Genomic DNA, 22623 nt, shown 5'->3' on the forward strand with positions numbered 1-22623 from the left:
GCAGTTGAGGCAGTTGAGGCAGTTGAGGCAGTTGAGGCAGTTGAGGCAGTTGAGGCAGTTGAGGCAGTTGAGGCAGTTGAGGCAGTATCAGAATGGATTAAAAGAAAAGCCGGGACAAGCCCGGCTTTTTCTTTATCACTCAGCAGCTGCTTCAGCAGCGGCCGGGCGGTCTACCAGCTCAATATAAGCCATAGGGGCGTTGTCGCCAGCACGGAAACCGCATTTCAGAATGCGAGTATAACCGCCGGCGCGCTCCAGGTAGCGCGGGCCCAGTTCATTGAACAGCTTAGCCACGATCGCGTTGTCGCGAGTGCGGGCAAATGCCAGACGACGATTAGCAACGCTATCAGTCTTGGCAAGGGTGATCAGCGGTTCAACTACACGACGCAGCTCTTTTGCCTTAGGCAGAGTCGTCTTGATGATCTCATGACGAACCAGGGAGCTGGCCATGTTGCGGAACATAGCCTGACGATGGCTGCTGTTCCGGTTCAGTTGACGACCACTCAAACGATGGCGCATGACCTTATCCTTCTAACTAAATCTGTGAAACCCGTAATCTGGATTACTCGTCAGCGATGCTGGCGGGCGGCCAGTTCTCAAGGCGCATGCCAAGAGACAGACCACGGGAGGCCAACACGTCCTTGATCTCAGTCAGGGACTTCTTACCGAGGTTAGGAGTCTTAAGCAACTCAACTTCGGTACGCTGTACCAGATCACCAATATAGTGGATAGCTTCTGCCTTCAGACAGTTCGCAGAACGAACTGTCAGCTCCAAATCATCGACAGGACGCAGCAGAATCGGATCAAACTCGGGTTTCTCTTCTTTCTTCTCGGGCACGCTGACATCGCGCAGATCCACGAAGGCTTCCAGTTGCTCAGCCAGAATAGTGGCAGAACGACGGATAGCTTCCTCAGGATCTAGGGTACCATTGGTCTCCATGTCGATGACCAGCTTGTCCAAGTCGGTACGCTGTTCCACACGTGCTGCCTCAACATTGTAGGCAATACGAACGATGGGGCTGAACGCGGAGTCCAGCAGCAGGCGACCGATAGGACGCTCTTCGTCATCGTTGTGAACACGAGCAGAAGCAGGCACATAACCACGACCGCGCTGAACTTTCAAGCGCATGCTGATTTCAGCATTGGCACCAGTCAGGTGGCAGATTACGTGCTCCGGGTTTACGATCTCGACTTCATCACCGTGAGTGATATCACCTGCGGTAACGGGGCCTGTTCCAGACTTGGTCAGGGACAGAGTTACCTCGTCCTTGCCTTCCAGCTTCACAGCGATACCTTTCAGGTTGAGCAGGATTTCAAGAATGTCTTCCTGTACACCTTCTTTGCTGCTGTACTCATGCAGTACCCCGTCAATTTCGACTTCAGTAACTGCACAACCGGGCATAGAAGACAGCAAAATACGACGCAGGGCGTTGCCCAGCGTGTGACCAAAGCCACGCTCGAGTGGCTCAAGAGTCACTTTCGCATGAGTCGGGCTAACTTGCTCGATGTCAACTAGCCGCGGTTTAAGAAAATCTGTTACAGAACCCAGCATTGTGTCCTCTCTTTAGAAGCTAGCTTTACTTGGAGTAAAGCTCGACGATCAGCTGTTCGTTAATGTCGGCAGACAGGTCGGAACGCTCTGGCAGGCGCTTGAAGGCACCTTCCATTTTAGCGGCATCAACCTCTACCCAAGTCGGCTTCTCGCGCTGACCAGCAACCTCAAGGGCAGCTTTGATACGCGCTTGCTTCTTAGCCTTCTCACGAACGCAGATCACGTCCTCAGGGGAAACCTGGAAAGAAGGAATGTTCACAACGCGGCCGTTTACCATGATGGCCTTGTGGCTCACCAGCTGACGAGATTCAGCGCGGGTAGCACCGAAGCCCATGCGGTATACGACGTTGTCCAGACGACCTTCCAGCAGCTGCAACAGGTTTTCACCGGTGTTACCCTTTTGACGGGCAGCGTCGCGGTAGTAGTTGCGGAACTGTTTTTCCAATACGCCGTAGATACGACGAACTTTTTGTTTCTCGCGCAGTTGCACACCGTAATCGGACAGACGGGGCTTGCGAGCGCCGTGCTGACCAGGAGCGGTGTCAATCTTGCACTTAGAATCAATCGCACGAACACCAGACTTCAGGAAGAGGTCTGTGCCCTCACGACGGCTAAGCTTAAGCTTAGGACCGATATATCTTGCCATCTTCTTTCTCCAACAATCCTAGACCAAGTAGCTACAGCGTTACACGCGGCGCTTCTTGGGAGGACGACAACCGTTGTGCGGGATCGGAGTCACATCAGTAATGTTAGTGATGCGGAAACCAGCCGCGTTCAGGGCGCGGATGGAAGACTCACGACCGGGACCCGGACCTTTGACCATGACTTCCAGGTTCTTGACGCCATATTCTTTGGCCATCTCACCAGCGCGCTCGGCAGCTACCTGAGCAGCGAACGGGGTGGACTTACGAGAACCACGGAAACCGGAACCACCAGAAGTAGCCCAAGACAGAGCATTGCCCTGACGGTCAGTAATGGTCACGATTGTGTTGTTGAAAGATGCATGAACGTGCGCAATACCGTCGCTCACTTGCTTTTTAACGCGCTTGCGAGCACGAGTCGGAGTTTTAGCCATTTTCTACCTTCCCGTTACTTCTTGATAGCCTTGCGCGGACCCTTACGGGTACGAGCGTTGGTCTTGGTACGTTGACCACGAACAGGCAGGCTACGACGGTGACGCAAACCACGGTAGCAACCCAGATCCATCAATCGCTTGATGTTCATGGAAATCTGACGACGCAGGTCACCTTCAACGGTGAATTTACCTACTTGTTCACGCAGACTCTCGATCTGAGCTTCGTCCAGGTCTTTAATTTTCACATTCTCAGCGATACCGGCTGCGGCACAAATGGCCTTGGAGCGGGTACGACCGACGCCATAAATCGCAGTCAAAGCAATGACTGCATGCTTATGGTCAGGAATGTTAATGCCAGCGATACGGGCCACTATTCACTCCTACATATAGTAGATTACGACCACCACAAAGCCCGTGAGCGGATACGTGGCGGTCAACCAATACACAACAAAAGTTGGCTGGCTATATTAGCCAGCACAACTATTTGTTGCAAGTACTAACCGTAAAAAATTAGCCTTGGCGCTGTTTATGCTTTGGCTCGCTGCAAATCACACGCACCACACCGTGACGCTTGATGATTTTGCAGTTACGGCAGATTGCCTTAACGGAAGCACGAACTTTCATTGCTTAACTCCGTAACTACGCCGACCTTTAGCGGCCGTAGCCCTTCAGGTTGGCCTTCCTCAGGACGTCACCATATTGATGAGACATCATATGGGTTTGTACCTGAGCCATGAAGTCCATGATAACCACCACAATAATCAGCAGCGAAGTGCCACCGAAGTAGAACTGTACGTTCCAGGCAGTCATCAGGAACTGGGGTACCAGACAGATAAAGGTTATATAGAGCGCACCTGCCAATGTCAGGCGAGTCATAACCTTATCGATATAACGTGCTGTCTGCTCGCCCGGGCGGATCCCCGGGATAAAGGCTCCACTCTTCTTCAGGTTATCTGCTGTCTCGCGGGGGTTGAACACCAGCGCGGTATAGAAGAAACAGAAAAAGATAATGGCTGCTGCATACAGCATCTCGTAAAGCGGCTGACCCGGCTGCAGGACCATAGAGACCTGTTGCAGGATATCAGCGACTTTACCCTCACCCTGACCAAACCAGGAGGTAATGGTACCCGGGAAGAGGATGATACTGGATGCGAAAATCGCAGGAATCACACCAGCCATATTCACTTTCAACGGCAGGTGCGTGCTTTGCGCGGCAAATACCTGGCGGCCTTGTTGACGCTTGGCATAGTTAACGACGATACGACGCTGACCACGCTCCACGAACACCACAAAGTAAGTCACTGCGAAAACAATCAAGCCCAGCAACAACAACAGCAGGATGTGCAATTCCCCTTGACGTGCCTGTTCGGCCGTAGCGCCAATGGCATGCGGCAGACCAGCAACGATACCTGTGAAAATAATCAACGAGATACCATTACCAATCCCACGCTCGGTAATCTGCTCACCCAACCACATCAAGAACATGGTACCGGTGACCAGACTCACAACCGCTGTGAAATAGAAGCCCAAACCCGGATGAGTCACGAGTCCTTGCATCATATTCGGCAGACCGGTTGCAATACCAATGGCCTGGAAAGTTCCCAAAACCAGCGTGCCCCAACGGGTATATTGGCTAATCTTGCGACGGCCGGATTCACCCTCTTTCTTGAGTTCAGCAAGAGCAGGATGAACCACTGTCAGCAGCTGGATAATGATCGACGCCGAAATGTACGGCATGATCCCCAACGCAAGAATAGAAGCACGCGATAGTGCACCACCACTGAACATGTTGAACATCTCAATGATGGTGCCCTTCTGTTGCTGGAACAACTCGGCCAGTACGGCGGCGTCAATACCAGGAATCGGCACATAAGAGCCTGCACGGAAAACGATAATCGCCCCGAGAACGAAGAGCAGACGGCTCTTCAGTTCACTCAGACCACCCTGTGCTTTAACATCCAATCCTGGTTTCTTAGCCATTGTACTGATTATTCCTCGATTTTACCGCCAGCGGCCTCGATGGCTGCACGTGCACCTTTGGTGACGGACAGACCACGAACGGTCACAGCACGGTCAATGTTGCCAGACAGAACAACTTTAGCGAACACGATGTTCTTGGTCAGAACGCCGGCTTGCTTCAGAGTGCTCACGTCGACTACATCACCTTCTACCAGGGCGATTTCGTTCAGGCGCACTTCGGCAGATACCAAAGATTTGCGAGAGAAGAAACCGAACTTCGGCAGACGGATTTTCAAAGGCATCTGGCCGCCTTCGAAACCGTTGCGGACTTTACCGCCACCGGAACGAGAGGTTTGACCTTTAACACCACGACCACCGGTCTTGCCCAGACCAGAACCGATACCACGGCCCGGACGGTGCTTAACGCGCTTGGAACCAGCGGCCGGAGACAGAGTATTCAGACGCATGCTTAGCCCTCCACCTTAACCATGTAATAAACCTGGTTGATCATACCGCGTACGCAAGGAGTATCTTCCAGCTCAACGGTGTGACCAATGCGACGCAGACCCAGACCACGCAGAGTCGCCTTGTGCTTTGGCAGACGGCCGATAGAGCTGCGAGTTTGAGTTACTTTTACAGTGTTAGCCATGTCGCATTACCCCAGAATTTCTTCAACGCGCAGACCACGCTTGGCAGCGATCTGTTCCGGTGACTGACCGTGAACCAGAGCGTCTACAGTTGCGCGAACAACGTTGATTGGGTTGGTGGAACCGTAGGTCTTAGCCAGCACGTTGTGGATACCAGCAACTTCCAGAACGGCACGCATGGCGCCGCCTGCGATGATACCAGTACCTTGAGAGGCCGGCTTCATGAACACGGTGGAACCGGAGTGAACACCTTTCACCGGGTGGTGCAGGGTGCCGTTGTTCAGTTCAACCTTGTTCAGGTTACGCTTGGCCTGTTCCATTGCTTTTTGAATAGCAGCCGGAACTTCACGGGCTTTACCGTAACCGTAACCTACACGGCCGTTACCATCACCCACCACGGTCAACGCGGTGAAGGACATGATACGACCACCTTTAACAGTTTTCGAAACACGGTTTACTGCAATGAGCTTTTCTTGCAGTTCGCCGGCTTGAGATTCGACTTTAGCCATCTTCGACTCCTAGCTTAGAACTGAAGACCAGCGTCACGTGCGGCAGCTGCCAGGGCAGCGATGCGACCGTGATACTTGAAACCGGAACGATCGAAAGATACGTTCTGAACGCCTTTGGCAATAGCACGCTCAGCGATAGCTTTACCTACAGCGGTAGCAGCATCTGCGTTACCGGTGTATTTCAGAGCTTCACTGATGGCTTTCTCTACTGTGGAAGCAGAGGCCAGAACTTCGGAACCGTTGGCTGCAATAACCTGCGCATAGATATGACGCGGGGTACGGTGAACAACCAGACGGGTAGCTCCCAGTTCCTGCATCTTTTTCCGAGCACGAGTAGCACGACGGAGACGAGCTGCTTTCTTGTCCATAGTGTTACCTTACTTCTTCTTAGCTTCTTTAGTACGCACTTGCTCGTTGGCATAGCGTACACCCTTGCCCTTGTAGGGCTCCGGAGCGCGGTAAGCACGGATATCGGCGGCGACTTGGCCAACCAGCTGCTTGTCGACGCCACGCAGAACGATTTCTGTAGCAGTCGGGCACTCAGCGGTCACACCAGCCGGCAGCGCATGCTCTACCGGGTGAGAGAAGCCCAGAGCCAGCGCAACAGCATTGCCCTTGATGGAGGCTTTATAACCTACACCAACCAGCTGCAGCTTGCGCTCGAAGCCTTGGGTAACACCGATTACCATGTTGTTGACCAATGCACGGGCAGTACCGGCCTGAGCGTCAGCACCAGCGATGCTGCTGCGCGGGGCGAACTTCAGTACATTGTCTTCTTTGGTCACTTCTACACCGGCGTGAATAGAGCGAACCAGAGAACCTTTACCACCTTTGATGGTCAGTTCCTGGCCGTTCAGAGTCACCTCTACGCCAGCAGGAATAGTGACGGGTGCCTTAGCAACACGAGACATTTCCTACCTCCTATTAAGCGACGTAGCAGATGATCTCACCGCCCATGCTTGCTTTGCGAGCAGCACGGTCAGTCATCACACCTTTAGACGTGGACACGATAGCAACACCGAGACCGCCCATAACTTTCGGCAGATCAGTAGTGCGCTTGTAAATACGCAGGCCTGGACGGCTTACGCGTTGGATCAGTTCTACAACTGGCTTGCCCTGGAAATATTTCAGTTCAATTTCCAGTTCCGGCTTCACGTCACCAGCTACGGAGTAGCCAGCGATGTAACCTTCTTCTTTCAGCACTTTGGCGATAGCCACTTTCAGCTTGGAAGAAGGCATGGAAACCGCAACTTTGCTCGCCGCCTGACCGTTACGGATGCGGGTCAGCATATCCGCGATCGGATCTTGCATGCTCATAAGTCTAACTCCCGAGATTCGTTACCAAGAAGCCTTCTTCAGGCCCGGAATTTCGCCCTTCATGGCATGCTCACGCACCTTGATGCGAGACAGGCCAAACTTGCGCAGGAAACCGTGCGGACGACCAGTAATATTGCAACGGTTACGCTGGCGGGACGGACTGGAATCACGGGGCAGCTGTTGCAGTTGCAGTACAGCATCCCAACGCGCTTCTTCAGAAGCGTTCATGTCAACGATGATAGCTTTCAGCTCGGCACGCTTGGTCGCGTACTTGGCTACCAGCTTGGCACGCTTTGCTTCGCGCGCTTTCATGGATGTTTTAGCCATAACCCTAACCTTACTTGCGGAATGGGAAGTTAAAGGCAGCCAGCAGAGCACGGCCTTCTTCATCGGTATTCGCGGAAGTGGTGATGGTGATATCCAGACCACGGACGCGATCGACTTTGTCATAGTCGATTTCCGGGAAGATGATCTGCTCACGCACGCCCATGGAGTAGTTACCACGACCGTCGAACGCTTTAGCGTTCAGGCCACGGAAGTCACGGATACGCGGTACGGAGATGCAGATCAGCCGTTCCAGGAACTCCCACATACGCTCGCCACGCAGGGTTACTTTACAACCTATCGGGTAGCCTTCACGAATCTTGAAGCCCGCAACAGATTTGCGAGCTTTGGTGATCAGCGGCTTCTGACCGGAAATGGCAGCCATATCGGCAGCAGCATTTTCCAGCAATTTCTTGTCAGAGATCGCTTCACCAACACCCATGTTCAGGGTGATTTTCTCGATCCGAGGGACTTGCATGATAGTCTTGTAACCGAACTGCTTGGACAGTTCATTTACTACATCGGATTTGTAGTAATCATGCAGTTTCGCCATCGTTAAACTCCAATTACTTCACAAGTTCGCCGGTGGATTTGAAGAAACGGACTTTTTTGCCGTCTTCAATCCGGAAACCAACGCGGTCAGCTTTGCCAGTGGCAGAGTTGAACAGCGCTACGTTTGATACATCGATGGGGGCTTCTTTGGTGACGATACCGCCAGCCTGACCCAGTGCGGGTACCGGCTTCTGGTGTTTCTTCACCTGGTTGATGCCTTCCACGATTACCTTACCTTTTGCAATCAGGACTTGAGTGACTTTGCCACGCTTGCCCTTGTCTTTGCCGGTAAGAACAATCACTTCGTCTTCGCGACGGATTTTAGCTGCCATCGTTCGACTCCTTACAGTACTTCGGGTGCCAGGGACACAATCTTCATGAACTTCTCATTACGCAGTTCACGGGTCACCGGGCCAAAAATACGAGTACCGATTGGCTGTTGGTTGTTGTTAAGCAACACAGCCGCATTGTTGTCGAAACGGATGACAGAGCCGTCCGGACGACGAACGCCTTTACGGGTGCGTACGACCACCGCGTTATACACATCACCTTTCTTCACTTTACCGCGAGGAATGGCTTCCTTGATGGAAACCTTGATGATGTCGCCGATGCCGGCGTAACGGCGGTGCGAGCCACCCAGAACCTTAATACACATTACACTGCGAGCGCCGGAGTTGTCGGCAACACCCAGCATACTTTGCATCTGGATCATCTTAGTGCTCCGCTTTGTTTACTTCTTATCCCTAATGGGATCTGGCTGCCTTCAAAAGGCGCGAAACTATAACACAGGATTTTCAGAAAAGGTAGCCTAAAAAACAAACGGCCCCTGAAAGGGGCCGCTTGGACTACAAAGTACCGATTAGGCCTTTTCTACAACGGCAACCAGGGTCCAGGACTTGGTCTTGGACAGCGGGCGGCATTCGCGGATTTCCACGAGGTCGCCAGCTTTGCACTCGTTGTTTTCGTCATGCACGTGCAGCTTGGTAGTGCGCTTGATGATCTTACCGTAGATCGGGTGCTTTACCTTGCGCTCGATAGCAACAGTGATGGACTTGTCCATCTTGTCGCTGATTACACGACCTTGCAGAGTACGGATCTTGTCAGTCATTACGCACCTGCCTTCTCAGTCAGTACAGTCTTGATACGTGCGACGTCACGACGCACTTGTTTCAGAGTGTGAGTCTGAGCCAGCTGGCCGGTGGACGCTTGCATGCGCATGTTGAATTGCTCACGCAGCAGGCCCAGCAGCTCCTGGTTCAGTTCTTCGACGCTCTTTTGACGCAGATCTTGGGCTTTCATCACATCACCGTCTTAATTACGAAAGTGGTCTGAACAGACAGCTTAGCTGCGGCCAGGGCAAACGCTTCACGCGCCAGAGCCTCAGGTACACCGTCCATCTCGTACAGAACCTTGCCAGGCTGGATCGGGCAAACCCAGTATTCCACGTTACCCTTACCTTTACCCATACGAACTTCGAGGGGCTTTTCGGTGATGGGCTTGTCCGGGAACACACGGATCCAGATCTTACCTTGACGCTTAACGTGACGGGTCATGGCACGACGGGCTGCTTCGATTTGACGAGCAGTCAGTTGACCACGGGATGTCGCCTTCAGGCCAAAGGTACCGAAGGATACTTCGTTACCAGAGGTGGCCAGACCGCGGTTACGACCCTTGTGGGTCTTGCGGAATTTAGTACGCTTAGGTTGCAACATTTACCGAATCTCCTTACTTAGCAGCGCGGCGCTTGTTGTCACGCTTGGGCTTTGCAGGAGCTTGCTCTTGAGCAGCGGCAGCGTTAACAGCAGCCAGACCGCCCAGAACTTCGCCCTTGAAGATCCAAACTTTAACGCCGATCACACCGTAAGTGGTGTGGGCTTCAGAAGTTGCGTAGTCGATGTCGGCACGCAGGGTGTGCAACGGCACACGACCTTCACGGTACCATTCGGTACGCGCGATTTCAGCGCCGCCCAGACGACCGGAAACTTCCACTTTGATGCCCTTGGCACCCAGGCGCATTGCGTTCTGTACGGCGCGCTTCATAGCACGACGGAACATTACACGACGCTCCAGCTGGGAAGTGATGCTGTCGGCAACGAGTTTGCCATCCAGCTCCGGCTTGCGGACTTCGGAAATGTTGATCTGAGCAGGCACGCCAGCAATAGTGGCTACAGCTTTGCGCAGCTTCTCAACGTCTTCGCCTTTCTTACCGATGACAACACCCGGACGAGCGGTGTGAATGGTCACACGGATGCTCTTGGCCGGACGCTCAATGGTGATCTTGGACAAGGACGCGTTTTTCAGTTCCTTGGTCAGGAACTGGCGTACTTGAAAATCGCTGTACAGGTTGTCAGCGAAGTCTTTGGTGTTCGCGAACCAGGTAGAATTCCAAGGCTTGGTAATACCCAGGCGAATGCCATTAGGATGTACTTTCTGACCCATTGCTTATCTCCCAGCCTTAGCGTCGGATACCACTACAGTGATGTGAGCGGTACGCTTGAGGATACGATCCGCACGACCTTTGGCACGCGGACGGATGCGCTTCATGGAGGGACCTTCGTCGACCATGATAGTAGCAACACGCAGCGCGTCGATATCGGCGCCTTCGTTGTGCTCAGCGTTTGCAATGGCAGATTCCAGCACTTTCTTAACCAGCACTGCAGCCTTTTTCGGGCTGAAGGTCAGGATATTCAGAGCCTTGTCTACGGACAGACCACGTACTTGATCGGCTACCAGACGAGCTTTCTGGGCAGAAGTACGGGCATAACGGTGTTTAGCGATAGCTTCCATCATTTATCCCTTAGCGCTTCTTAGCCTTCTTATCAGCAGCATGGCCGCGATAAGTACGAGTCGGTGCGAATTCACCCAGTTTGTGACCGATCATTTCTTCGGTAACGAAAACCGGAACGTGCTGACGACCATTATGGACAGCGATGGTCAAACCGATCATGTTCGGGATGATCATTGAACGACGGGACCAGGTTTTAACCGGCTTTTTATCCCCGCTTTCCACCGCTTTCTCTACCTTCTTCAGCAAGTGCAGGTCAATAAATGGACCCTTCTTGAGAGAACGTGGCATGGTGATTCCTCTATGTTAACAATTACTTGTTACGACGACGTACGATGTACTTGTCGGTACGCTTGTTCTTACGGGTCTTGAAGCCTTTAGCCTTCTGGCCCCATGGGGACACAGGCTGCATGCCCTTGTTACGACCCTCACCACCACCGTGCGGGTGGTCAACCGGGTTCATCGCCATACCGCGAACGGTCGGACGAATACCACGCCAGCGGTTTGCACCGGCTTTACCCAGTTGACGCAACATGTGCTCGGAGTTACCGACTTCACCGATGGTAGCGCGGCACTCGGCCAGAACTTTACGTACTTCGCCGGAACGCAGACGCAGAGTTACATAGTTACCTTCACGAGCCAGGATCTGGATGAAAGTACCAGCGGAACGAGCCAGCTGGGCACCTTTACCAGGCTTCATCTCTACAGCGTGAACGGTAGAACCAACCGGGATGTTGCGCATCGGCAGGGCGTTACCTACCTTGATGGCTGCATCAGCACCAGAAGCGATCGCGTCACCAGCTTTCAGGCCTTTCGGAGCCAGGATGTAACGACGCTCACCGTCTGCATACAACACCAGAGCGATGTTAGCGGTACGGTTCGGATCGTATTCCAGGCGCTCTACTTTAGCCGGGATACCGTCTTTGTCGCGCTTGAAGTCGACGATACGGTAGTGCTGCTTGTGACCACCACCGATATGACGGGTAGTGATACGGCCGTTGTTGTTACGACCACCGGACTTGCTTTTGCTGTCCAGCAGAGCGGCGAAGGGCTTGCCCTTGTACAGCTCTTGATTGACGATCTTGACGACGTGGCGGCGGCCCGGAGAAGTAGGCTTGCACTTAACGATTGCCATTTTTGAGAACTCCTCTTACTCGGCTGCGCCCATGAAGTCGATGTCCTGACCAGCTTTCAGGGTCACATAAGCCTTTTTCCAATCGGAACGACGGCCTACGCGTGCACCTGCGCGCTTGGTCTTACCCTTCATGTTCAGGGTACGGACGGTCTCAACTTCGACCTCGAACAGTTTCGCAACTGCAGCTTTGACTTCCGCCTTGGTAGCATCAACAGCAACTTTGAACACGATAGTGTTCTGCTTTTCTGCAACCATGGTGCTCTTTTCAGAGATGTGCGGAGCCTTCAGAACTTTCAGCAGACGCTCTTCACGGATCATGCCAGCATCTCCTCGATTTGCTTAACTGCGTCAGCAGTCATCAGAACCTTGTCGAAAGCGATCAGGCTGACCGGGTCGATACCGGCAACGTCACGCACGTCAACTTTGTACAGGTTGCGAGCAGCCAGGAACAGGTTCTCATCGACTTCAGCAGTCACGATCAGAACGTCAGTCAGTTCCATTTCTTTCAGCTTGGCGATCAGTTCTTTGGTCTTCGGAGCTTCGATGCCGAACTTCTCAACAACGATCAGGCGCTCTTGACGTACCAGCTCGGACAGAATGCTACGGATAGCGCCGCGGTACATCTTCTTGTTTACTTTCTGGCTGTGATCTTGCGGCTTAGCAGCAAAAGTCACACCACCGGAACGCCAGATGGGCGAACGGATGGAGCCAGCACGGGCACGACCAGTACCCTTCTGACGCCACGGCTTTTTGCCGCCACCAGACACTTCAGAGCGAGTCAGCTGCGCACGAGTACCCTGACGGGCACCAGCGGCATATGCAACGACGACCTGGTGAACCAGAGCTTCGTTGAATTCGCGCCCGAAGGTAGTCTCGGAAACTTCAAGAGCGCTCTTGGCGTCTTTCATTACCAATTCCATTACTATCTCCTCAGACGTTACGCTTTGACGGCAGGTTTGACGATCACGTTGCCGTTGGTTGCACCCGGTACTGCACCTTTGATGAGCAGCAGGTTGCGTTCAGCGTCAACACGAACCAGTTCCAGGTTCTGAGTCGTTACACGCTCAGCACCCATGTGACCAGCCATCTTTTTGCCCTTGAATACACGACCCGGAGTCTGGTTCTGACCGATAGAACCCGGAACGCGGTGAGACAAGGAGTTACCGTGGGTCATATCCTGGGTGCGGAAGTTGTGGCGCTTAACAGTACCAGCAAAGCCCTTACCTTTGGATGTGCCGGTAACGTCTACCAGCTTAACGTCAGCGAGAAGATCTACTTTCAGCTCGCTACCAACAGTGAAAGTTTCACCGTTGTTCAGGCGGAATTCCCACAGACCGCGACCGGCTTCTACACCAGCTTTGGCGAAGTGGCCAGCTTCCGGCTTGGTCACACGGCTGGCTTTTTTGGCGCCAGTGGTAACCTGAATAGCGTTGTAGCCGTCGGTTTCTACAGATTTGACCTGAGTTACACGGTTAGCTTCAACTTCGATAACAGTCACCGGGATAGAAACGCCATCTTCAGTGAAGATGCGAGTCATACCCACTTTGCGACCTACAAGACCGATTGTCATTGTTATCAACCTCTTTCCGTAATTAACCCAGGCTGATCTGGACGTCTACACCAGCTGCCAGATCCAGACGCATCAGGGCGTCTACGGTCTTGTCAGTCGGCTCAACGATGTCTACCAGACGCTTGTGAGTGCGGATCTCGTACTGATCACGCGCATCTTTGTTGACGTGCGGGGAGATCAGGACGGTGAAGCGCTCTTTGCGAGTCGGCAGCGGAATAGGACCGCGAACCTGCGCGCCAGTGCGCTTAGCAGTTTCAACGATTTCCGCAGTGGATTGATCAATCAGGCGATGATCAAAAGCCTTCAGGCGGATACGGATTCTTTGGTTCTGCATTGACAGAGCTCCAATAGATAAAAGAACATAAATCAACACCGCCCGACCGAGATTTCTCCCGCCAGAGGTGTGATTTTTCACGTTTCCCCCCATATCGGGAGGACTGTATGGCTGGCTCCTGTAAACAGGAAACTCAGCAGCAGACATATCGTCTGGCTTACCTCATGGGTAAGCGGAGGGGATTATACGGATTTTTCAAATTTGCGCAAGGGCGAGCGAACAGATTATGCGCAGTTTTATGTGACAGATGGATCTCGCCTGCGGCAACGCACTCTGCTGCCAACACCCAAGTAACGACAATGTTACAAGCAGACTGGTAGACTGTGTGCTTGCCTCTGTCAGTGGAACAACATCCCATGCTCAAAGATCAAAAGAAAGCCTATCAGTATGGCCTTTGCGCCGTTGCCCTCTGGTCGACGGTCGCCACAGCCTTCAAAATCTCCCTCGCCTATTTCGAACCTGTGCAACTGTTGCTTGTGGCCGCCTTCACCTCGACTCTCACGCTGACAGCCGTCGTCGCCAAACAGGGCAAATTGCCGCTGCTGGGGAGCTACATCAAGGCCCGCCCTTTCTACTACTTGACTCTGGGTGTGCTGAACCCCTTTCTCTATTACTTGTTGCTGTTCAAGGCGTATGACCTGCTGCCTGCCCAGCAGGCACAGACCCTCAACTACACTTGGGCTATCACTCTCAGTCTGCTTGCCGTCCCCTTTCTCGGCCAGAAGCTGCGTCGGCGCGATGGCGTCGCCATCGTGTTGGGATATTTTGGCGCACTGGTGATCGCTACCAGAGGGGATGTATTCGGCCTGCAGTTCGACAACCCCCTCGGCGTGACGCTGGCACTGGTCTCGACCCTCATCTGGGCCAGCTACTGGATCCTCAACACCCGCAATCAGGGGGATCCCATCGTCAGCCTGTTGCTCGGCTTTATGATCAGCCTGCCCTTTATCGTCGTTGCGACCTGGTTGCTCTCCGATTTTGCCATGACCGCCTGGCAGGGATGGGCTGGTGCCATCTATGTGGGACTGTTCGAAATGGGCTTCGGTTTCGTGCTCTGGCTGATGGCGCTGCGCCATGCCACCAACACGGCCCCCATCAGCAACCTCATCTTTATCTCGCCGTTTGCCTCACTGGTGCTGCTCAACCTGTTGATCGGCGAAACCATCCATCCGGCCACCCCCATCGGGTTGGCGCTCATCGTTGCCGCCCTGCTGATCCAGCAGCTCAAGTACGGTAAACGCTATCGTGCATCAGTCGAAACCAAGAGCTGACCATGCAGAAGGGCGTATCCACGGATACGCCCTTCTCTCAATCCATCCACTCCTGTGGCTGATGTTTCGGCAGCCGTATCTCGACCAGCAGGCCGCCGAGATCCGAGCTTCCCAGCCGGATAGTGCCGTGGTGCTGGGCGACTATCTTGGCCACGATGGCCAACCCCAAGCCACTGCCGCCAACAGTTCGCGCCACATTCCCCTGAGTAAACGGCTTGAGCACCCGGGAGTAGTCCTGCTCCGGAATACCGGGGCCATCATCGGATAGGCGCAGGCGCACCCAGTGCCCGTCGTCCTTCAACTCGGCATACAAGCGGCTCGCCCCATAACGCTGCGAGTTGCTTGATAGGTTGTTCAACACCCGCCGGATACTAACCGGATTGCAGGCCACCCGCACTGCCTCTTGTGGCAGCGCCAGATCGACGTCCAGCCCCTGCTCCGAATAGATCAACAGGGTATCGTGCACCAGCTGGGTCAGATCGACAGGTACCGGAGCCTGCCCCTCATCCGGGCGGATGTAATCGATGAACTGATCGATGATGGCATTGGACTCATCAATATCTGAGTTGATGCTCTCCTTGAGATATTCGTCACCGGAGGACATCATCTCGGTAGCCAGCCGGATACGGGTCAGCGGGGTTCGCAGGTCATGGGAAACCCCCGCCATCATCAGGTTACGCTCTTCGATCAGGCTCTTGATGGAGTGGGACATATGGTTGAAGGTGCGGGTCAGACGGCGTACCTCCCGTGACCCCAGCTCCCCCAGCGCCTCGGGGAAATGTCCTCTGGCCACGGCAACCGCGCCAGCCTCGAGATCCTCGAGCGGACGAACCAACTGGCGTGCAAAGCGCCAGGCAGCAAACAGGGTGATCACCAGCAGCACGCTCAGATAGATGATGAGGGGTTCGATATCGTCATCTTCAATCTCGGTCAGCGGGATCCGCACCCAGATTTTGCTGGCCTGTGGCGGCTGGATCCAGATGATGTAGTGATCCTGGATCTCGACCCGCACCTTGGCCGGGCCACCCAGTTCGCGGCTTATGTTCTCCTCCAGATAGGGGTACGGCTTGGCATCGTTGAAGCCATGCTGCACCGCCTCGCTCTGGGTATAGATGTCGGTACCGGTCGTCACATAGACCAGCGCCTCGGCATCTTCACTCAACGCCAGCTGCTCGGTATTGACCGGAAAGATCAGCTTGACCTGATTGGCCAGCAGGTGACTGATCTGTTTGACGGTGGGTGCCAGCAGATAGTTGTAGAAGGTGACATAGGAGACCGCTTGATAGACCACCAGAACGGCGGCCAGGAACCAGAGCATGCGCGAGAACATGCTGCCGACCTTTTTCATGCACCGTCACCATCTGGTACAAACACATACCCCAGACCCCAGACGGTCTGTAGATAGCGGGGCTGGGCCGGGTCCTGCTCCAGCAGGCGGCGCAGGCGAGAGACCTGTACGTCGATACTGCGCTCGGTGGCGGTATATTCGCGGCCACGTGCCAGATTCATCAACTTGTCGCGGGAAAGCGGCTCGCGCGGATGGCTGACCAGTACCTTGAGCACCGCAAATTCACCGCTGGTGAGCGCCATCGGCTCGCCATCCCGGCTAAGCTCACGGGTAGCCAGATTGAGTTGGAAGGCTCCGAAGTTGACCACCTTCTCTGCAGCAGAGGGAGCCCCTGGCAACTCGACAGTATGGCGGCGCAGCACAGCTCGGATCCGCGCCAGCAGTTCACGGGGATTAAATGGCTTGGGCAGATAGTCATCGGCACCCATTTCGAGTCCGACGATGCGATCCACTTCATCCCCCTTGGCGGTGAGCATCAGCACCGGGATCTGGTTGCCCGCTTCCCGCAGACGACGGCAGATGGAGAGCCCATCCTCCCCCGGCAACATCAGATCGAGCACCATCAGGCTGAAGTTTTCACGAGTCAGCAGGCGATCGGCCTGTTCGCCATTAGCCACGCCGCGCACCACGAATCCCTGCTCGGTGAGATAGCGTTCCAACAGGGAACGTAATTTCAGGTCATCGTCCACGACCAGGACCTTGTATTGCTGCTGACTCATTGCTTTGCCTCTTCATTCTTTCGCTGCCCACCATACTAGGGGGGGATATCGCGGGAGAAAAGCATAAATATGTTACCGGTTATTACCCATGATCAGAGCGTGACGGCCGTCAAGCCCTCCTCCAGACCAGTACCGCTGAATGGCTCCCGCCAAGCTGGCGCAATTTCTCTCGACAGAAGGAGGACAAAAGCTAATATTCCCGAGCAGTTAGCGATGATTACCCCTCTTTGACCAGGTCCGCATCACCATGAAGACAAAGCTGATCACCCGCGAAGGCTACAACAAGCTGAAAGAAGAGCTCGATTTCCTCTGGCGTCAGGAGCGCCCCGAGGTCACCAGAAAGGTGGCATGGGCCGCCAGCCTGGGGGATCGCAGCGAAAATGCCGACTACCAGTACAACAAGAAGCGACTGCGGGAGATCGATCGGCGGGTGCGTTACCTGCGCAAATGTCTCGAAGAGCTGGGGATCGTCGACTATGCCCCCGCGCAGGAGGGCAAAGTCTTCTTCGGTGCCTGGGTCGAGGTGGAAAACGAAGAGGGCGAGACCAAGCGCTTTCGCATCGTCGGCTATGACGAGATCTTCGAGCGCAAGGATTACATCTCCATCGACTCCCCCATGGCCCGCGCCCTGCTCAAGAAAGAGGTCGGTGATGAAGCCATCGTCCGTACGCCAGTTGGTGACGTCTGCTGGTATATCAACGAGATCAGCTACCCCAAATAGCCGGACTACTGGTGAGCTGCTTGCCACAGGCACATCCTGAGTCACAGGTGCAATGGCAAGAGATGCGCTCTCCCCTGCGACTTATCAGTCTGACGGGTGCAGACCCCGGCGCAGGGTGGCATCCCGCAACACGACCCCATATAGTGCTCACACTTGGCGCCTGATGGCGCGGACTCGACCACAGAGGCCCTCAACAACATCATGATGCAAACCATAGAGAGACAGATTGCCGGTGAGCTCAATGCTCGCCCGGAGCAGGTGCAGGCCGCAGTGCGCCTGCTGGATGAAGGCTCGACCGTGCCCTTTATCGCCCGTTACCGTAAAGAGGTGACCGGCGGTCTGGACGATAGCCAGTTGCGCACCCTAGAGAGCCGCCTCGGCTATCTGCGTGAACTGGAAGATCGCCGTCAGGTGATCATTCGCTCCATCGAAGAGCAGGGCAAGCTGACCCCCGAGCTGATGCGCGAATTGAATGGTGCCGACAGCAAGACCCGGCTGGAAGATCTCTACCTCCCCTACAAGCCCAAACGCCGCACCAAGGGGCAGATGGCGATCGAAGCCGGGTTGGAGCCGCTGGCCAACCTGCTGCTCAGCGACCCGATGCAGGATCCCGAGCAAGCTGCAGCCACCTTCCTCAATCCCGAACAGGGCATTGCCGACAGCAAGGCTGCCCTCGACGGCGCCCGCTATATTCTGATGGAGCGCTTCGCCGAGCAGGCCGACCTGCTGGAGAAGCTGCGCGACTACCTGTGGCAAAATGCCACCCTGCGCGCCCGCGTGGTGGCAGGCAAGGAGCAGGAAGGGGCCAAGTTCAAGGACTATTTCGAACACGACGAACCCCTGCACAAGGCCCCCTCCCACCGGGTGCTGGCCATGCTGCGCGGCCGCAATGAGGGGATCCTCAATCTGGCGCTGGTCACCGGTGACGACGAGAGTGCCAGCCCCTGCGAAGGGATCATTGCCCACCACCTCAAGCTCAATCTGCAGAACCGCCCGGCCGACAAATGGCTGCAGGGGGTAGTGAGCTGGACCTGGAAGATCAAGTTGTCGCTTCAAATGGAGACCGAGCTGATCGGTCGCATCCGCGAGTCGGCAGAGGAGGAGGCGATCAAGGTGTTCGCCATGAACCTCAAGGATCTGCTGATGGCGGCCCCAGCGGGCATGCGCTGCACCATGGGGCTGGATCCGGGCATCCGCACCGGGGTCAAGGTTGCCGTGGTGGATGCCACCGGCAAACTGGTCGATCACGCCACCATCTATCCGTTCGAACCAAAACGCCAGATTGATCAGAGCCTCAAGACCCTGAGCGAGCTGTGCCAGAAACACAAGGTCGAGCTCATCAGCATCGGCAACGGTACCGCTTCGCGGGAGACCGACCGGCTGGTCAGCGACCTGTTCGAGCGCTACCCCGCCGCCAAGGCGCAGAAGATAGTGGTGAGCGAAGCGGGGGCCTCTGTCTACTCCGCCTCCGAGCTTGCCTCTCAGGAGTTCCCGGATCTCGACGTCTCGATCCGTGGCGCCGTCTCCATCGCCCGCCGCCTGCAAGACCCGCTGGCCGAGCTGGTCAAGATCGATCCCAAGAGTATCGGGGTGGGCCAGTATCAGCACGACGTCGGCCAGAGCCAGCTGGCCCGCCGGCTGGATGCCGTGGTCGAGGATTGCGTGAACGCGGTCGGTGTGGATGTGAATACCGCCTCGGTCGCCCTGCTCAACCGGGTTTCCGGCCTCTCCCAGACGCTGGCCCAGAACATCGTCGCCTACCGGGATGAGCACGGCGCATTCAAGAGCCGTCAGCAATTGCTGAAAGTGAGCCGACTCGGCCCAAAAGCCTTCGAACAGTGCGCCGGCTTCCTGCGCATTCGCGGCGGCAGCAATCCCCTCGACAGCTCGGCTGTACACCCCGAGTCCTATCCGGTCGTGGAGCGGATCCTCGCCAAGCTGGAGCAGACCGTGGAGAGCCTGCTCGGCAACAGCAGCCTGCTGCGCAGCCTGAAACCGGCCGATTACACCGATGAGCAATTCGGCGTGCCCACCATCACCGACATCATCGGCGAGCTGGACAAGCCGGGCCGCGACCCGCGCCCCGAGTTCAAAACAGCGACCTTCAAGGAAGGGGTGGAGCAGATCAGCGACCTGGTGCCCGAGATGGTGCTGGAAGGGGTGGTCACCAACGTCACCAACTTCGGCGCCTTCGTCGATATCGGTGTTCATCAGGACGGGCTGGTGCACATCTCCTCCCTGACCGACCGTTTCGTCAAGGATCCCCGTGAGGTGGTCAAGGCCGGCGACATTGTGCGGGTCAAGGTGCTGGAGGTGGACGCCCCGCGCAAGCGGATCAGCCTGACCATGCGCCTCGACGAAAAGGCAGGGCAGCCCGCCCGCAAGCCGGCTGAAGCGCGCAACAGCTGTGCTGGCAACACCAAACCAAGAAATGAGCCGCGCCAAAGCCCCCCTATGGGTGGTGCCATGGGCAACGCCTTCGCGGCAGCGCTCTCCAAAGCGAAAAAGTAGCGAAACCTTCCAGAAGTCCTCTGAATGCAAAAAGCCCCGCAAGGGGCTTTTTTACACGCGAAGCTCAGGATTACTGCGTCAGGGCAGCAAGTATGCTCTCGGGCTCTCCATGCTGGGCCAGCACCTCCCGCAGTCGGTTGAATGCCTTGCAGGCCTCTTGCGGATATTTGCCGTAAGAGACGACGCCGGTGTGGCTCCAGCCAGCCGCCAGCATCACTTTCTTCTTGAAACTGGTTCCTTCAGTTCCCCCTCCTCCGAGCTGCATCAGAAATTGCTCCATCTGCAGGTGGGGGGGCGGCACACGGGAGAAGGTGGTGAAATCTTCCGCTTTGACTTCATCGAAATGCATGACAGCTCCTGTGAAATTGGAATGGGCCTGATCTTCAGGTTAGTTGCAAAACAGGCAAAGCAGCTGAAAGTTTGGCGAGGGTGATTCAGATATGCAGACTGAGGGACTGGGTAGAGGCCGGGCTGACAGCCTGTCGATAGTGGCCCGCGATGACGCTGTTGCGCTTGTCCATATAGGCGCTCAACACACCGTCCGATTTCGCGCTCTGCTCGGCCATCAGCTCTTTGCGTGCCTTGGCTTCACTCGCGGCGGCGCTGCGTGCAACGGCCAAATCCTGCGCGGAAGGCTCGGCAGGCGCCAGCGCTGCAGAGCGGATCTGCTGCATCTTGGCGATGGTAGCCGCAGGGTCACCGGGTACGACACTGGTATCGATCTGGACTTCGCCACCCGTAGCATAACGCTTGCCATCCGGCCCTTGCGTAAACTGATAGGTGGGCGAGCTGGCGTACGCTCCACCCGCAGACTGGTGAGCCTGCTCGTGAGTACGCACCTCCTTGTCACGCTCGACAAGATCCTGAACCTGCTGCTCTTGCCGCTGTTGCTGCTCCTGCTGTTTGGGATCTTGCTGCTTGCGCTGCCCATCCTCACCGGTGGCCTCGACAAAGCGATTGTCTGGCAGTGTCGTCGGCGCCAGTTGTCCGGTTTCACGGCTGTTCTGGGAGCTCTGATTGCTGGAGGCCTGACCAGCTTTGGATTTCTCTTTCTGGGAGCCGACTTCAGATTCGGCAACGGAGGCTTGGCCCGCTCGGGCCTGCGGGATCAGTTCTGCCCGGCGATTATCCGTCCTCGCTGCTTCCACCTGGGGTTGCAGCTGTGTCGGGATAAGGGGAGGCAGACTGACATTGATGTTCATCTCACACCCGGATGTCGATCAGGGTTCCCATCATCTCGCTGGCAGTCTGCACTACCTTGGCGGAAGCGCCAGCCTGTTGCTCGGCCACCTTGAGATTGACAAGCTCATCGGTCACTTGCACCTGATCCCCGCTGGGGGTGTTGAGGCGGGCGATCTGATTGGATGCCTTGTCGGCAATCTGCTCGGCTCGCTGAAATCCCTGAACCCCGCTGTTGAAAGCAGAATCAATACGCATGGTGTTACTCCTCTGGTCACAGCTTAATTATCCGCCAGACCAGAGGATTAATGAAGCTTACAGGCTGTTTTTTAGCCAACAAAATCTCGAACGATTTCAATGAATTCGTCAGGGTGGGAGATAAAAGGTGCGTGTGAGGCCTTATTGAGAGTCACGCTGCAGCTGGCAGGGTAGAGATCATCCAGCAGGGGAATGGCCGCCTTGGGCACCAATGAATCCAGTCGGCCATAGATCCGCAACCAGGGCAGATCGAGCTCCTGCAGCGGTTCGCGCAGATCAATCTCGGCCAACAGCGTCAGTCCAGCCTCGAGTGCGGCAAACTGGGGCGCCGGGCGCTCGGCCAGCCAATGGCGCAACTGACGGATATCATCCCGGGCATGTTCGCTGCCCATGGCCTGGATCGCCAGAAAGCGCTCTATGGTCTGGCGAAAATCCCCCGCCAGCATCTGGTTGAAGCCGGTCAGTACCTTGGGGGCAATTCCGGGCCACTCGTCCCGCGCCATAAAGCAGGGAGAGCTGGCTACCGTGATCAGGGAGTGCAACCGATCGGGATGAGTCAGCGCCAACTGGCTTGCCACCAGACCGCCGAGCGACCAGCCAAGCAGATGGCACTTCTGCGGCAAGATGGCGGCCACCTGCTCGGCAAGCCAGGGCAGGCTGTAATCCACCTCGTCTGCCAGCGGGCTGTTGCCAAAGCCGGGCAAATCCACCAGATGAACCCGATAGTGGGACGCCAACGGTTGGGCAACACCATGCCAGACCGCACCGTTCATCCCCCACCCGTGCAACAGCACCAGATCGGGCCCCTGGCCAAACTGCTCTACCGATATGCTCATCTAGACTCAAGATCCCTGTTC

37 protein-coding genes are annotated in these 22623 nt (G+C 55.6%); 3 read left to right on the top strand and 34 right to left on the bottom strand.

What is annotated here, in order from left to right:
• Nucleotides 1-135 precede the first annotated feature (135 nt).
• From rplQ to rpsJ, 28 genes are all read right to left on the bottom strand, one after another.
• On the bottom strand, nt 136-519 hold the full coding sequence (rplQ, locus tag G5332_RS10290; protein ID WP_005307999.1) for a 50S ribosomal protein L17: 384 nt from the start codon (nt 517-519) through the stop codon (nt 136-138).
• A gap of 43 nt (nt 520-562) precedes the next feature.
• On the bottom strand, nt 563-1552 hold the full coding sequence (locus G5332_RS10295; protein WP_005307997.1) for a DNA-directed RNA polymerase subunit alpha: 990 nt from the start codon (nt 1550-1552) through the stop codon (nt 563-565).
• Between the two features lie 25 nt (nt 1553-1577).
• Nucleotides 1578-2198, bottom strand: coding sequence for a 30S ribosomal protein S4 (rpsD, locus tag G5332_RS10300; protein ID WP_005342696.1), 621 nt, complete (start codon nt 2196-2198; stop codon nt 1578-1580).
• 39 nt (nt 2199-2237) lie between these two features.
• Nucleotides 2238-2627, bottom strand: a complete 390-nt coding sequence (gene rpsK / locus G5332_RS10305; protein ID WP_005307993.1) for a 30S ribosomal protein S11 — start codon at nt 2625-2627, stop codon at nt 2238-2240.
• A 14-nt stretch (nt 2628-2641) separates the two neighbouring features.
• A complete protein-coding gene (gene rpsM / locus G5332_RS10310) occupies nt 2642-2998 on the bottom strand; it encodes a 30S ribosomal protein S13 (RefSeq protein WP_005307991.1) in 357 nt (118 codons plus the stop codon).
• A 139-nt stretch (nt 2999-3137) separates the two neighbouring features.
• A complete protein-coding gene (gene rpmJ, locus G5332_RS10315) occupies nt 3138-3251 on the bottom strand; it encodes a 50S ribosomal protein L36 (protein ID WP_005319705.1) in 114 nt (37 codons plus the stop codon).
• 27 nt (nt 3252-3278) lie between these two features.
• A complete protein-coding gene (gene secY / locus G5332_RS10320) occupies nt 3279-4607 on the bottom strand; it encodes a preprotein translocase subunit SecY (protein WP_005307989.1) in 1329 nt (442 codons plus the stop codon).
• 8 nt (nt 4608-4615) lie between these two features.
• A complete protein-coding gene (rplO, locus tag G5332_RS10325; RefSeq protein ID WP_005342691.1) occupies nt 4616-5053 on the bottom strand; it encodes a 50S ribosomal protein L15 in 438 nt (145 codons plus the stop codon).
• Nucleotides 5054-5055: 2 nt separating this feature from the next.
• A complete protein-coding gene (gene rpmD, locus G5332_RS10330; protein WP_005307985.1) occupies nt 5056-5235 on the bottom strand; it encodes a 50S ribosomal protein L30 in 180 nt (59 codons plus the stop codon).
• A gap of 6 nt (nt 5236-5241) precedes the next feature.
• Nucleotides 5242-5742, bottom strand: coding sequence for a 30S ribosomal protein S5 (gene rpsE / locus G5332_RS10335; protein WP_005342686.1), 501 nt, complete (start codon nt 5740-5742; stop codon nt 5242-5244).
• A 14-nt stretch (nt 5743-5756) separates the two neighbouring features.
• Nucleotides 5757-6110: a 50S ribosomal protein L18 gene (gene rplR / locus G5332_RS10340; protein ID WP_005340606.1), complete on the bottom strand. Its 354-nt coding sequence runs from the start codon at nt 6108-6110 to the stop codon at nt 5757-5759.
• A 9-nt stretch (nt 6111-6119) separates the two neighbouring features.
• The gene (gene rplF / locus G5332_RS10345; protein WP_139739779.1) at nt 6120-6653 is read right to left on the bottom strand and encodes a 50S ribosomal protein L6; all 534 of its coding nucleotides are present in this window, start codon (nt 6651-6653) and stop codon (nt 6120-6122) included.
• A 13-nt stretch (nt 6654-6666) separates the two neighbouring features.
• Nucleotides 6667-7059: a 30S ribosomal protein S8 gene (rpsH, locus tag G5332_RS10350; protein ID WP_005307980.1), complete on the bottom strand. Its 393-nt coding sequence runs from the start codon at nt 7057-7059 to the stop codon at nt 6667-6669.
• Nucleotides 7060-7080: 21 nt separating this feature from the next.
• On the bottom strand, nt 7081-7386 hold the full coding sequence (gene rpsN, locus G5332_RS10355; RefSeq protein WP_005340609.1) for a 30S ribosomal protein S14: 306 nt from the start codon (nt 7384-7386) through the stop codon (nt 7081-7083).
• A gap of 10 nt (nt 7387-7396) precedes the next feature.
• A complete protein-coding gene (gene rplE / locus G5332_RS10360) occupies nt 7397-7936 on the bottom strand; it encodes a 50S ribosomal protein L5 (RefSeq protein ID WP_005331162.1) in 540 nt (179 codons plus the stop codon).
• A 13-nt stretch (nt 7937-7949) separates the two neighbouring features.
• The gene (rplX, locus tag G5332_RS10365) at nt 7950-8267 is read right to left on the bottom strand and encodes a 50S ribosomal protein L24 (RefSeq protein ID WP_005307977.1); all 318 of its coding nucleotides are present in this window, start codon (nt 8265-8267) and stop codon (nt 7950-7952) included.
• An 11-nt stretch (nt 8268-8278) separates the two neighbouring features.
• Nucleotides 8279-8647 carry a 50S ribosomal protein L14 gene (gene rplN, locus G5332_RS10370; protein WP_005307975.1) on the bottom strand — a complete coding sequence of 123 codons (369 nt, stop codon included), beginning with the start codon at nt 8645-8647 and terminating at the stop codon, nt 8279-8281.
• Between the two features lie 147 nt (nt 8648-8794).
• Nucleotides 8795-9043 (bottom strand): 30S ribosomal protein S17, encoded by a 249-nt coding sequence (gene rpsQ, locus G5332_RS10375; protein ID WP_005307966.1) that lies wholly within the window; start codon nt 9041-9043, stop codon nt 8795-8797.
• Nucleotides 9043-9234 carry a 50S ribosomal protein L29 gene (rpmC, locus tag G5332_RS10380; RefSeq protein ID WP_005307965.1) on the bottom strand — a complete coding sequence of 64 codons (192 nt, stop codon included), beginning with the start codon at nt 9232-9234 and terminating at the stop codon, nt 9043-9045. Before rpmC ends, rpsQ begins: the two co-directional genes overlap by 1 nt.
• Nucleotides 9234-9647, bottom strand: coding sequence for a 50S ribosomal protein L16 (rplP, locus tag G5332_RS10385; protein WP_005340612.1), 414 nt, complete (start codon nt 9645-9647; stop codon nt 9234-9236). The genes rpmC and rplP overlap by 1 nt, the downstream gene beginning before the upstream one ends.
• 13 nt (nt 9648-9660) lie before the next feature.
• Nucleotides 9661-10374, bottom strand: a complete 714-nt coding sequence (gene rpsC / locus G5332_RS10390; protein WP_005307962.1) for a 30S ribosomal protein S3 — start codon at nt 10372-10374, stop codon at nt 9661-9663.
• A 3-nt stretch (nt 10375-10377) separates the two neighbouring features.
• The gene (gene rplV, locus G5332_RS10395) at nt 10378-10722 is read right to left on the bottom strand and encodes a 50S ribosomal protein L22 (protein ID WP_005319741.1); all 345 of its coding nucleotides are present in this window, start codon (nt 10720-10722) and stop codon (nt 10378-10380) included.
• A 10-nt stretch (nt 10723-10732) separates the two neighbouring features.
• Complete coding sequence (rpsS, locus tag G5332_RS10400; RefSeq protein ID WP_005307960.1) at nt 10733-11011, bottom strand: 30S ribosomal protein S19; 279 nt, start codon at nt 11009-11011, stop codon at nt 10733-10735.
• Between the two features lie 22 nt (nt 11012-11033).
• Complete coding sequence (gene rplB / locus G5332_RS10405) at nt 11034-11855, bottom strand: 50S ribosomal protein L2 (protein ID WP_005340614.1); 822 nt, start codon at nt 11853-11855, stop codon at nt 11034-11036.
• 15 nt (nt 11856-11870) lie between these two features.
• The gene (rplW, locus tag G5332_RS10410) at nt 11871-12173 is read right to left on the bottom strand and encodes a 50S ribosomal protein L23 (RefSeq protein ID WP_005307955.1); all 303 of its coding nucleotides are present in this window, start codon (nt 12171-12173) and stop codon (nt 11871-11873) included.
• On the bottom strand, nt 12170-12775 hold the full coding sequence (rplD, locus tag G5332_RS10415) for a 50S ribosomal protein L4 (protein ID WP_005340616.1): 606 nt from the start codon (nt 12773-12775) through the stop codon (nt 12170-12172). Before rplD ends, rplW begins: the two co-directional genes overlap by 4 nt.
• A 17-nt stretch (nt 12776-12792) precedes the next feature.
• Nucleotides 12793-13425, bottom strand: coding sequence for a 50S ribosomal protein L3 (gene rplC / locus G5332_RS10420; RefSeq protein ID WP_005340620.1), 633 nt, complete (start codon nt 13423-13425; stop codon nt 12793-12795).
• Nucleotides 13426-13447: 22 nt separating this feature from the next.
• The gene (gene rpsJ / locus G5332_RS10425; protein ID WP_005307944.1) at nt 13448-13759 is read right to left on the bottom strand and encodes a 30S ribosomal protein S10; all 312 of its coding nucleotides are present in this window, start codon (nt 13757-13759) and stop codon (nt 13448-13450) included.
• A gap of 356 nt (nt 13760-14115) precedes the next feature.
• Here rpsJ and G5332_RS10430 point away from each other — a divergent pair, with 356 nt between their 5' ends.
• Complete coding sequence (locus tag G5332_RS10430) at nt 14116-15030, top strand: DMT family transporter (protein WP_227341575.1); 915 nt, start codon at nt 14116-14118, stop codon at nt 15028-15030.
• A 37-nt stretch (nt 15031-15067) separates the two neighbouring features.
• On the opposite strand, the gene envZ is transcribed toward G5332_RS10430, so the two are convergent.
• The gene (gene envZ, locus G5332_RS10435) at nt 15068-16378 is read right to left on the bottom strand and encodes a two-component system sensor histidine kinase EnvZ (RefSeq protein WP_227341576.1); all 1311 of its coding nucleotides are present in this window, start codon (nt 16376-16378) and stop codon (nt 15068-15070) included.
• Nucleotides 16375-17097 carry a two-component system response regulator OmpR gene (gene ompR / locus G5332_RS10440; RefSeq protein ID WP_005340625.1) on the bottom strand — a complete coding sequence of 241 codons (723 nt, stop codon included), beginning with the start codon at nt 17095-17097 and terminating at the stop codon, nt 16375-16377. Before ompR ends, envZ begins: the two co-directional genes overlap by 4 nt.
• A 247-nt stretch (nt 17098-17344) precedes the next feature.
• Here ompR and greB point away from each other — a divergent pair, with 247 nt between their 5' ends.
• Together greB and G5332_RS10450 are read left to right on the top strand one after the other, a co-directional pair.
• A complete protein-coding gene (greB, locus tag G5332_RS10445) occupies nt 17345-17818 on the top strand; it encodes a transcription elongation factor GreB (protein WP_005355349.1) in 474 nt (157 codons plus the stop codon).
• A 201-nt stretch (nt 17819-18019) separates the two neighbouring features.
• Nucleotides 18020-20329: a Tex family protein gene (locus G5332_RS10450; RefSeq protein ID WP_374885142.1), complete on the top strand. Its 2310-nt coding sequence runs from the start codon at nt 18020-18022 to the stop codon at nt 20327-20329.
• 70 nt (nt 20330-20399) lie between these two features.
• Here G5332_RS10450 and G5332_RS10455 read toward each other — a convergent pair whose 3' ends face one another.
• The 4 genes from G5332_RS10455 to bioH all read right to left on the bottom strand — a co-directional run bounded on the left by G5332_RS10455 (nt 20400) and on the right by bioH (nt 22602).
• Entirely contained in the window at nt 20400-20678 is a 279-nt protein-coding gene (locus G5332_RS10455; RefSeq protein WP_005355353.1) for a hypothetical protein, read from the bottom strand.
• A gap of 85 nt (nt 20679-20763) precedes the next feature.
• Nucleotides 20764-21531 (bottom strand): putative metalloprotease CJM1_0395 family protein, encoded by a 768-nt coding sequence (locus tag G5332_RS10460; RefSeq protein WP_421172433.1) that lies wholly within the window; start codon nt 21529-21531, stop codon nt 20764-20766.
• 1 nt (nt 21532) lies between these two features.
• Entirely contained in the window at nt 21533-21766 is a 234-nt protein-coding gene (locus G5332_RS10465) for a flagellar basal body rod C-terminal domain-containing protein (RefSeq protein WP_005342675.1), read from the bottom strand.
• Between the two features lie 71 nt (nt 21767-21837).
• Nucleotides 21838-22602, bottom strand: a complete 765-nt coding sequence (bioH, locus tag G5332_RS10470; RefSeq protein ID WP_421249874.1) for a pimeloyl-ACP methyl ester esterase BioH — start codon at nt 22600-22602, stop codon at nt 21838-21840.
• Nucleotides 22603-22623 lie beyond the last annotated feature (21 nt).

It is taken from the genome of Aeromonas sp. 603757 (assembly GCF_049171255.1).
GTDB classification, from domain to species: domain Bacteria; phylum Pseudomonadota; class Gammaproteobacteria; order Enterobacterales; family Aeromonadaceae; genus Aeromonas; species Aeromonas veronii_A.

What these genes read in the sequence shown, in the direction of transcription:
- rplX (WP_005307977.1), bottom strand. Translation starts at nt 8,267, where the DNA reads ATGGCAGCTAAAATCCGTCGCGAAGACGAAGTGATTGTTCTTACCGGC.
- rplB (WP_005340614.1), bottom strand. Translation starts at nt 11,855, where the DNA reads ATGGCAATCGTTAAGTGCAAGCCTACTTCTCCGGGCCGCCGCCACGTC.
- rplO (WP_005342691.1), bottom strand. Translation starts at nt 5,053, where the DNA reads ATGCGTCTGAATACTCTGTCTCCGGCCGCTGGTTCCAAGCGCGTTAAG.
- rpsJ (WP_005307944.1), bottom strand. Translation starts at nt 13,759, where the DNA reads ATGCAGAACCAAAGAATCCGTATCCGCCTGAAGGCTTTTGATCATCGC.
- greB (WP_005355349.1), top strand. Translation starts at nt 17,345, where the DNA reads ATGAAGACAAAGCTGATCACCCGCGAAGGCTACAACAAGCTGAAAGAA.
- rpsE (WP_005342686.1), bottom strand. Translation starts at nt 5,742, where the DNA reads ATGGCTAAAGTCGAATCTCAAGCCGGCGAACTGCAAGAAAAGCTCATT.
- rpmJ (WP_005319705.1), bottom strand. Translation starts at nt 3,251, where the DNA reads ATGAAAGTTCGTGCTTCCGTTAAGGCAATCTGCCGTAACTGCAAAATC.
- G5332_RS10430 (WP_227341575.1), top strand. Translation starts at nt 14,116, where the DNA reads ATGCTCAAAGATCAAAAGAAAGCCTATCAGTATGGCCTTTGCGCCGTT.
- rpsQ (WP_005307966.1), bottom strand. Translation starts at nt 9,043, where the DNA reads ATGACTGACAAGATCCGTACTCTGCAAGGTCGTGTAATCAGCGACAAG.
- G5332_RS10465 (WP_005342675.1), bottom strand. Translation starts at nt 21,766, where the DNA reads ATGCGTATTGATTCTGCTTTCAACAGCGGGGTTCAGGGATTTCAGCGA.
- G5332_RS10450 (WP_374885142.1), top strand. Translation starts at nt 18,020, where the DNA reads ATGATGCAAACCATAGAGAGACAGATTGCCGGTGAGCTCAATGCTCGC.
- bioH (WP_421249874.1), bottom strand. Translation starts at nt 22,602, where the DNA reads ATGAGCATATCGGTAGAGCAGTTTGGCCAGGGGCCCGATCTGGTGCTG.
- rplW (WP_005307955.1), bottom strand. Translation starts at nt 12,173, where the DNA reads ATGATCCGTGAAGAGCGTCTGCTGAAAGTTCTGAAGGCTCCGCACATC.
- G5332_RS10295 (WP_005307997.1), bottom strand. Translation starts at nt 1,552, where the DNA reads ATGCTGGGTTCTGTAACAGATTTTCTTAAACCGCGGCTAGTTGACATC.
- rpsN (WP_005340609.1), bottom strand. Translation starts at nt 7,386, where the DNA reads ATGGCTAAAACATCCATGAAAGCGCGCGAAGCAAAGCGTGCCAAGCTG.
- rpsS (WP_005307960.1), bottom strand. Translation starts at nt 11,011, where the DNA reads ATGCCACGTTCTCTCAAGAAGGGTCCATTTATTGACCTGCACTTGCTG.
- ompR (WP_005340625.1), bottom strand. Translation starts at nt 17,097, where the DNA reads ATGAGTCAGCAGCAATACAAGGTCCTGGTCGTGGACGATGACCTGAAA.
- rplF (WP_139739779.1), bottom strand. Translation starts at nt 6,653, where the DNA reads ATGTCTCGTGTTGCTAAGGCACCCGTCACTATTCCTGCTGGCGTAGAG.
- rplN (WP_005307975.1), bottom strand. Translation starts at nt 8,647, where the DNA reads ATGATCCAGATGCAAAGTATGCTGGGTGTTGCCGACAACTCCGGCGCT.
- rpsK (WP_005307993.1), bottom strand. Translation starts at nt 2,627, where the DNA reads ATGGCTAAAACTCCGACTCGTGCTCGCAAGCGCGTTAAAAAGCAAGTG.
- rpsH (WP_005307980.1), bottom strand. Translation starts at nt 7,059, where the DNA reads ATGAGCATGCAAGATCCGATCGCGGATATGCTGACCCGCATCCGTAAC.
- rplD (WP_005340616.1), bottom strand. Translation starts at nt 12,775, where the DNA reads ATGGAATTGGTAATGAAAGACGCCAAGAGCGCTCTTGAAGTTTCCGAG.
- rplE (WP_005331162.1), bottom strand. Translation starts at nt 7,936, where the DNA reads ATGGCGAAACTGCATGATTACTACAAATCCGATGTAGTAAATGAACTG.
- rpsC (WP_005307962.1), bottom strand. Translation starts at nt 10,374, where the DNA reads ATGGGTCAGAAAGTACATCCTAATGGCATTCGCCTGGGTATTACCAAG.
- rplV (WP_005319741.1), bottom strand. Translation starts at nt 10,722, where the DNA reads ATGGAAGCTATCGCTAAACACCGTTATGCCCGTACTTCTGCCCAGAAA.
- rpmC (WP_005307965.1), bottom strand. Translation starts at nt 9,234, where the DNA reads ATGAAAGCCCAAGATCTGCGTCAAAAGAGCGTCGAAGAACTGAACCAG.
- envZ (WP_227341576.1), bottom strand. Translation starts at nt 16,378, where the DNA reads ATGAAAAAGGTCGGCAGCATGTTCTCGCGCATGCTCTGGTTCCTGGCC.
- rplR (WP_005340606.1), bottom strand. Translation starts at nt 6,110, where the DNA reads ATGGACAAGAAAGCAGCTCGTCTCCGTCGTGCTACTCGTGCTCGGAAA.
- rplP (WP_005340612.1), bottom strand. Translation starts at nt 9,647, where the DNA reads ATGTTGCAACCTAAGCGTACTAAATTCCGCAAGACCCACAAGGGTCGT.
- rpmD (WP_005307985.1), bottom strand. Translation starts at nt 5,235, where the DNA reads ATGGCTAACACTGTAAAAGTAACTCAAACTCGCAGCTCTATCGGCCGT.
- rpsD (WP_005342696.1), bottom strand. Translation starts at nt 2,198, where the DNA reads ATGGCAAGATATATCGGTCCTAAGCTTAAGCTTAGCCGTCGTGAGGGC.
- secY (WP_005307989.1), bottom strand. Translation starts at nt 4,607, where the DNA reads ATGGCTAAGAAACCAGGATTGGATGTTAAAGCACAGGGTGGTCTGAGT.
- G5332_RS10460 (WP_421172433.1), bottom strand. Translation starts at nt 21,531, where the DNA reads ATGAACATCAATGTCAGTCTGCCTCCCCTTATCCCGACACAGCTGCAA.
- rplC (WP_005340620.1), bottom strand. Translation starts at nt 13,425, where the DNA reads ATGACAATCGGTCTTGTAGGTCGCAAAGTGGGTATGACTCGCATCTTC.
- G5332_RS10455 (WP_005355353.1), bottom strand. Translation starts at nt 20,678, where the DNA reads ATGCATTTCGATGAAGTCAAAGCGGAAGATTTCACCACCTTCTCCCGT.
- rplQ (WP_005307999.1), bottom strand. Translation starts at nt 519, where the DNA reads ATGCGCCATCGTTTGAGTGGTCGTCAACTGAACCGGAACAGCAGCCAT.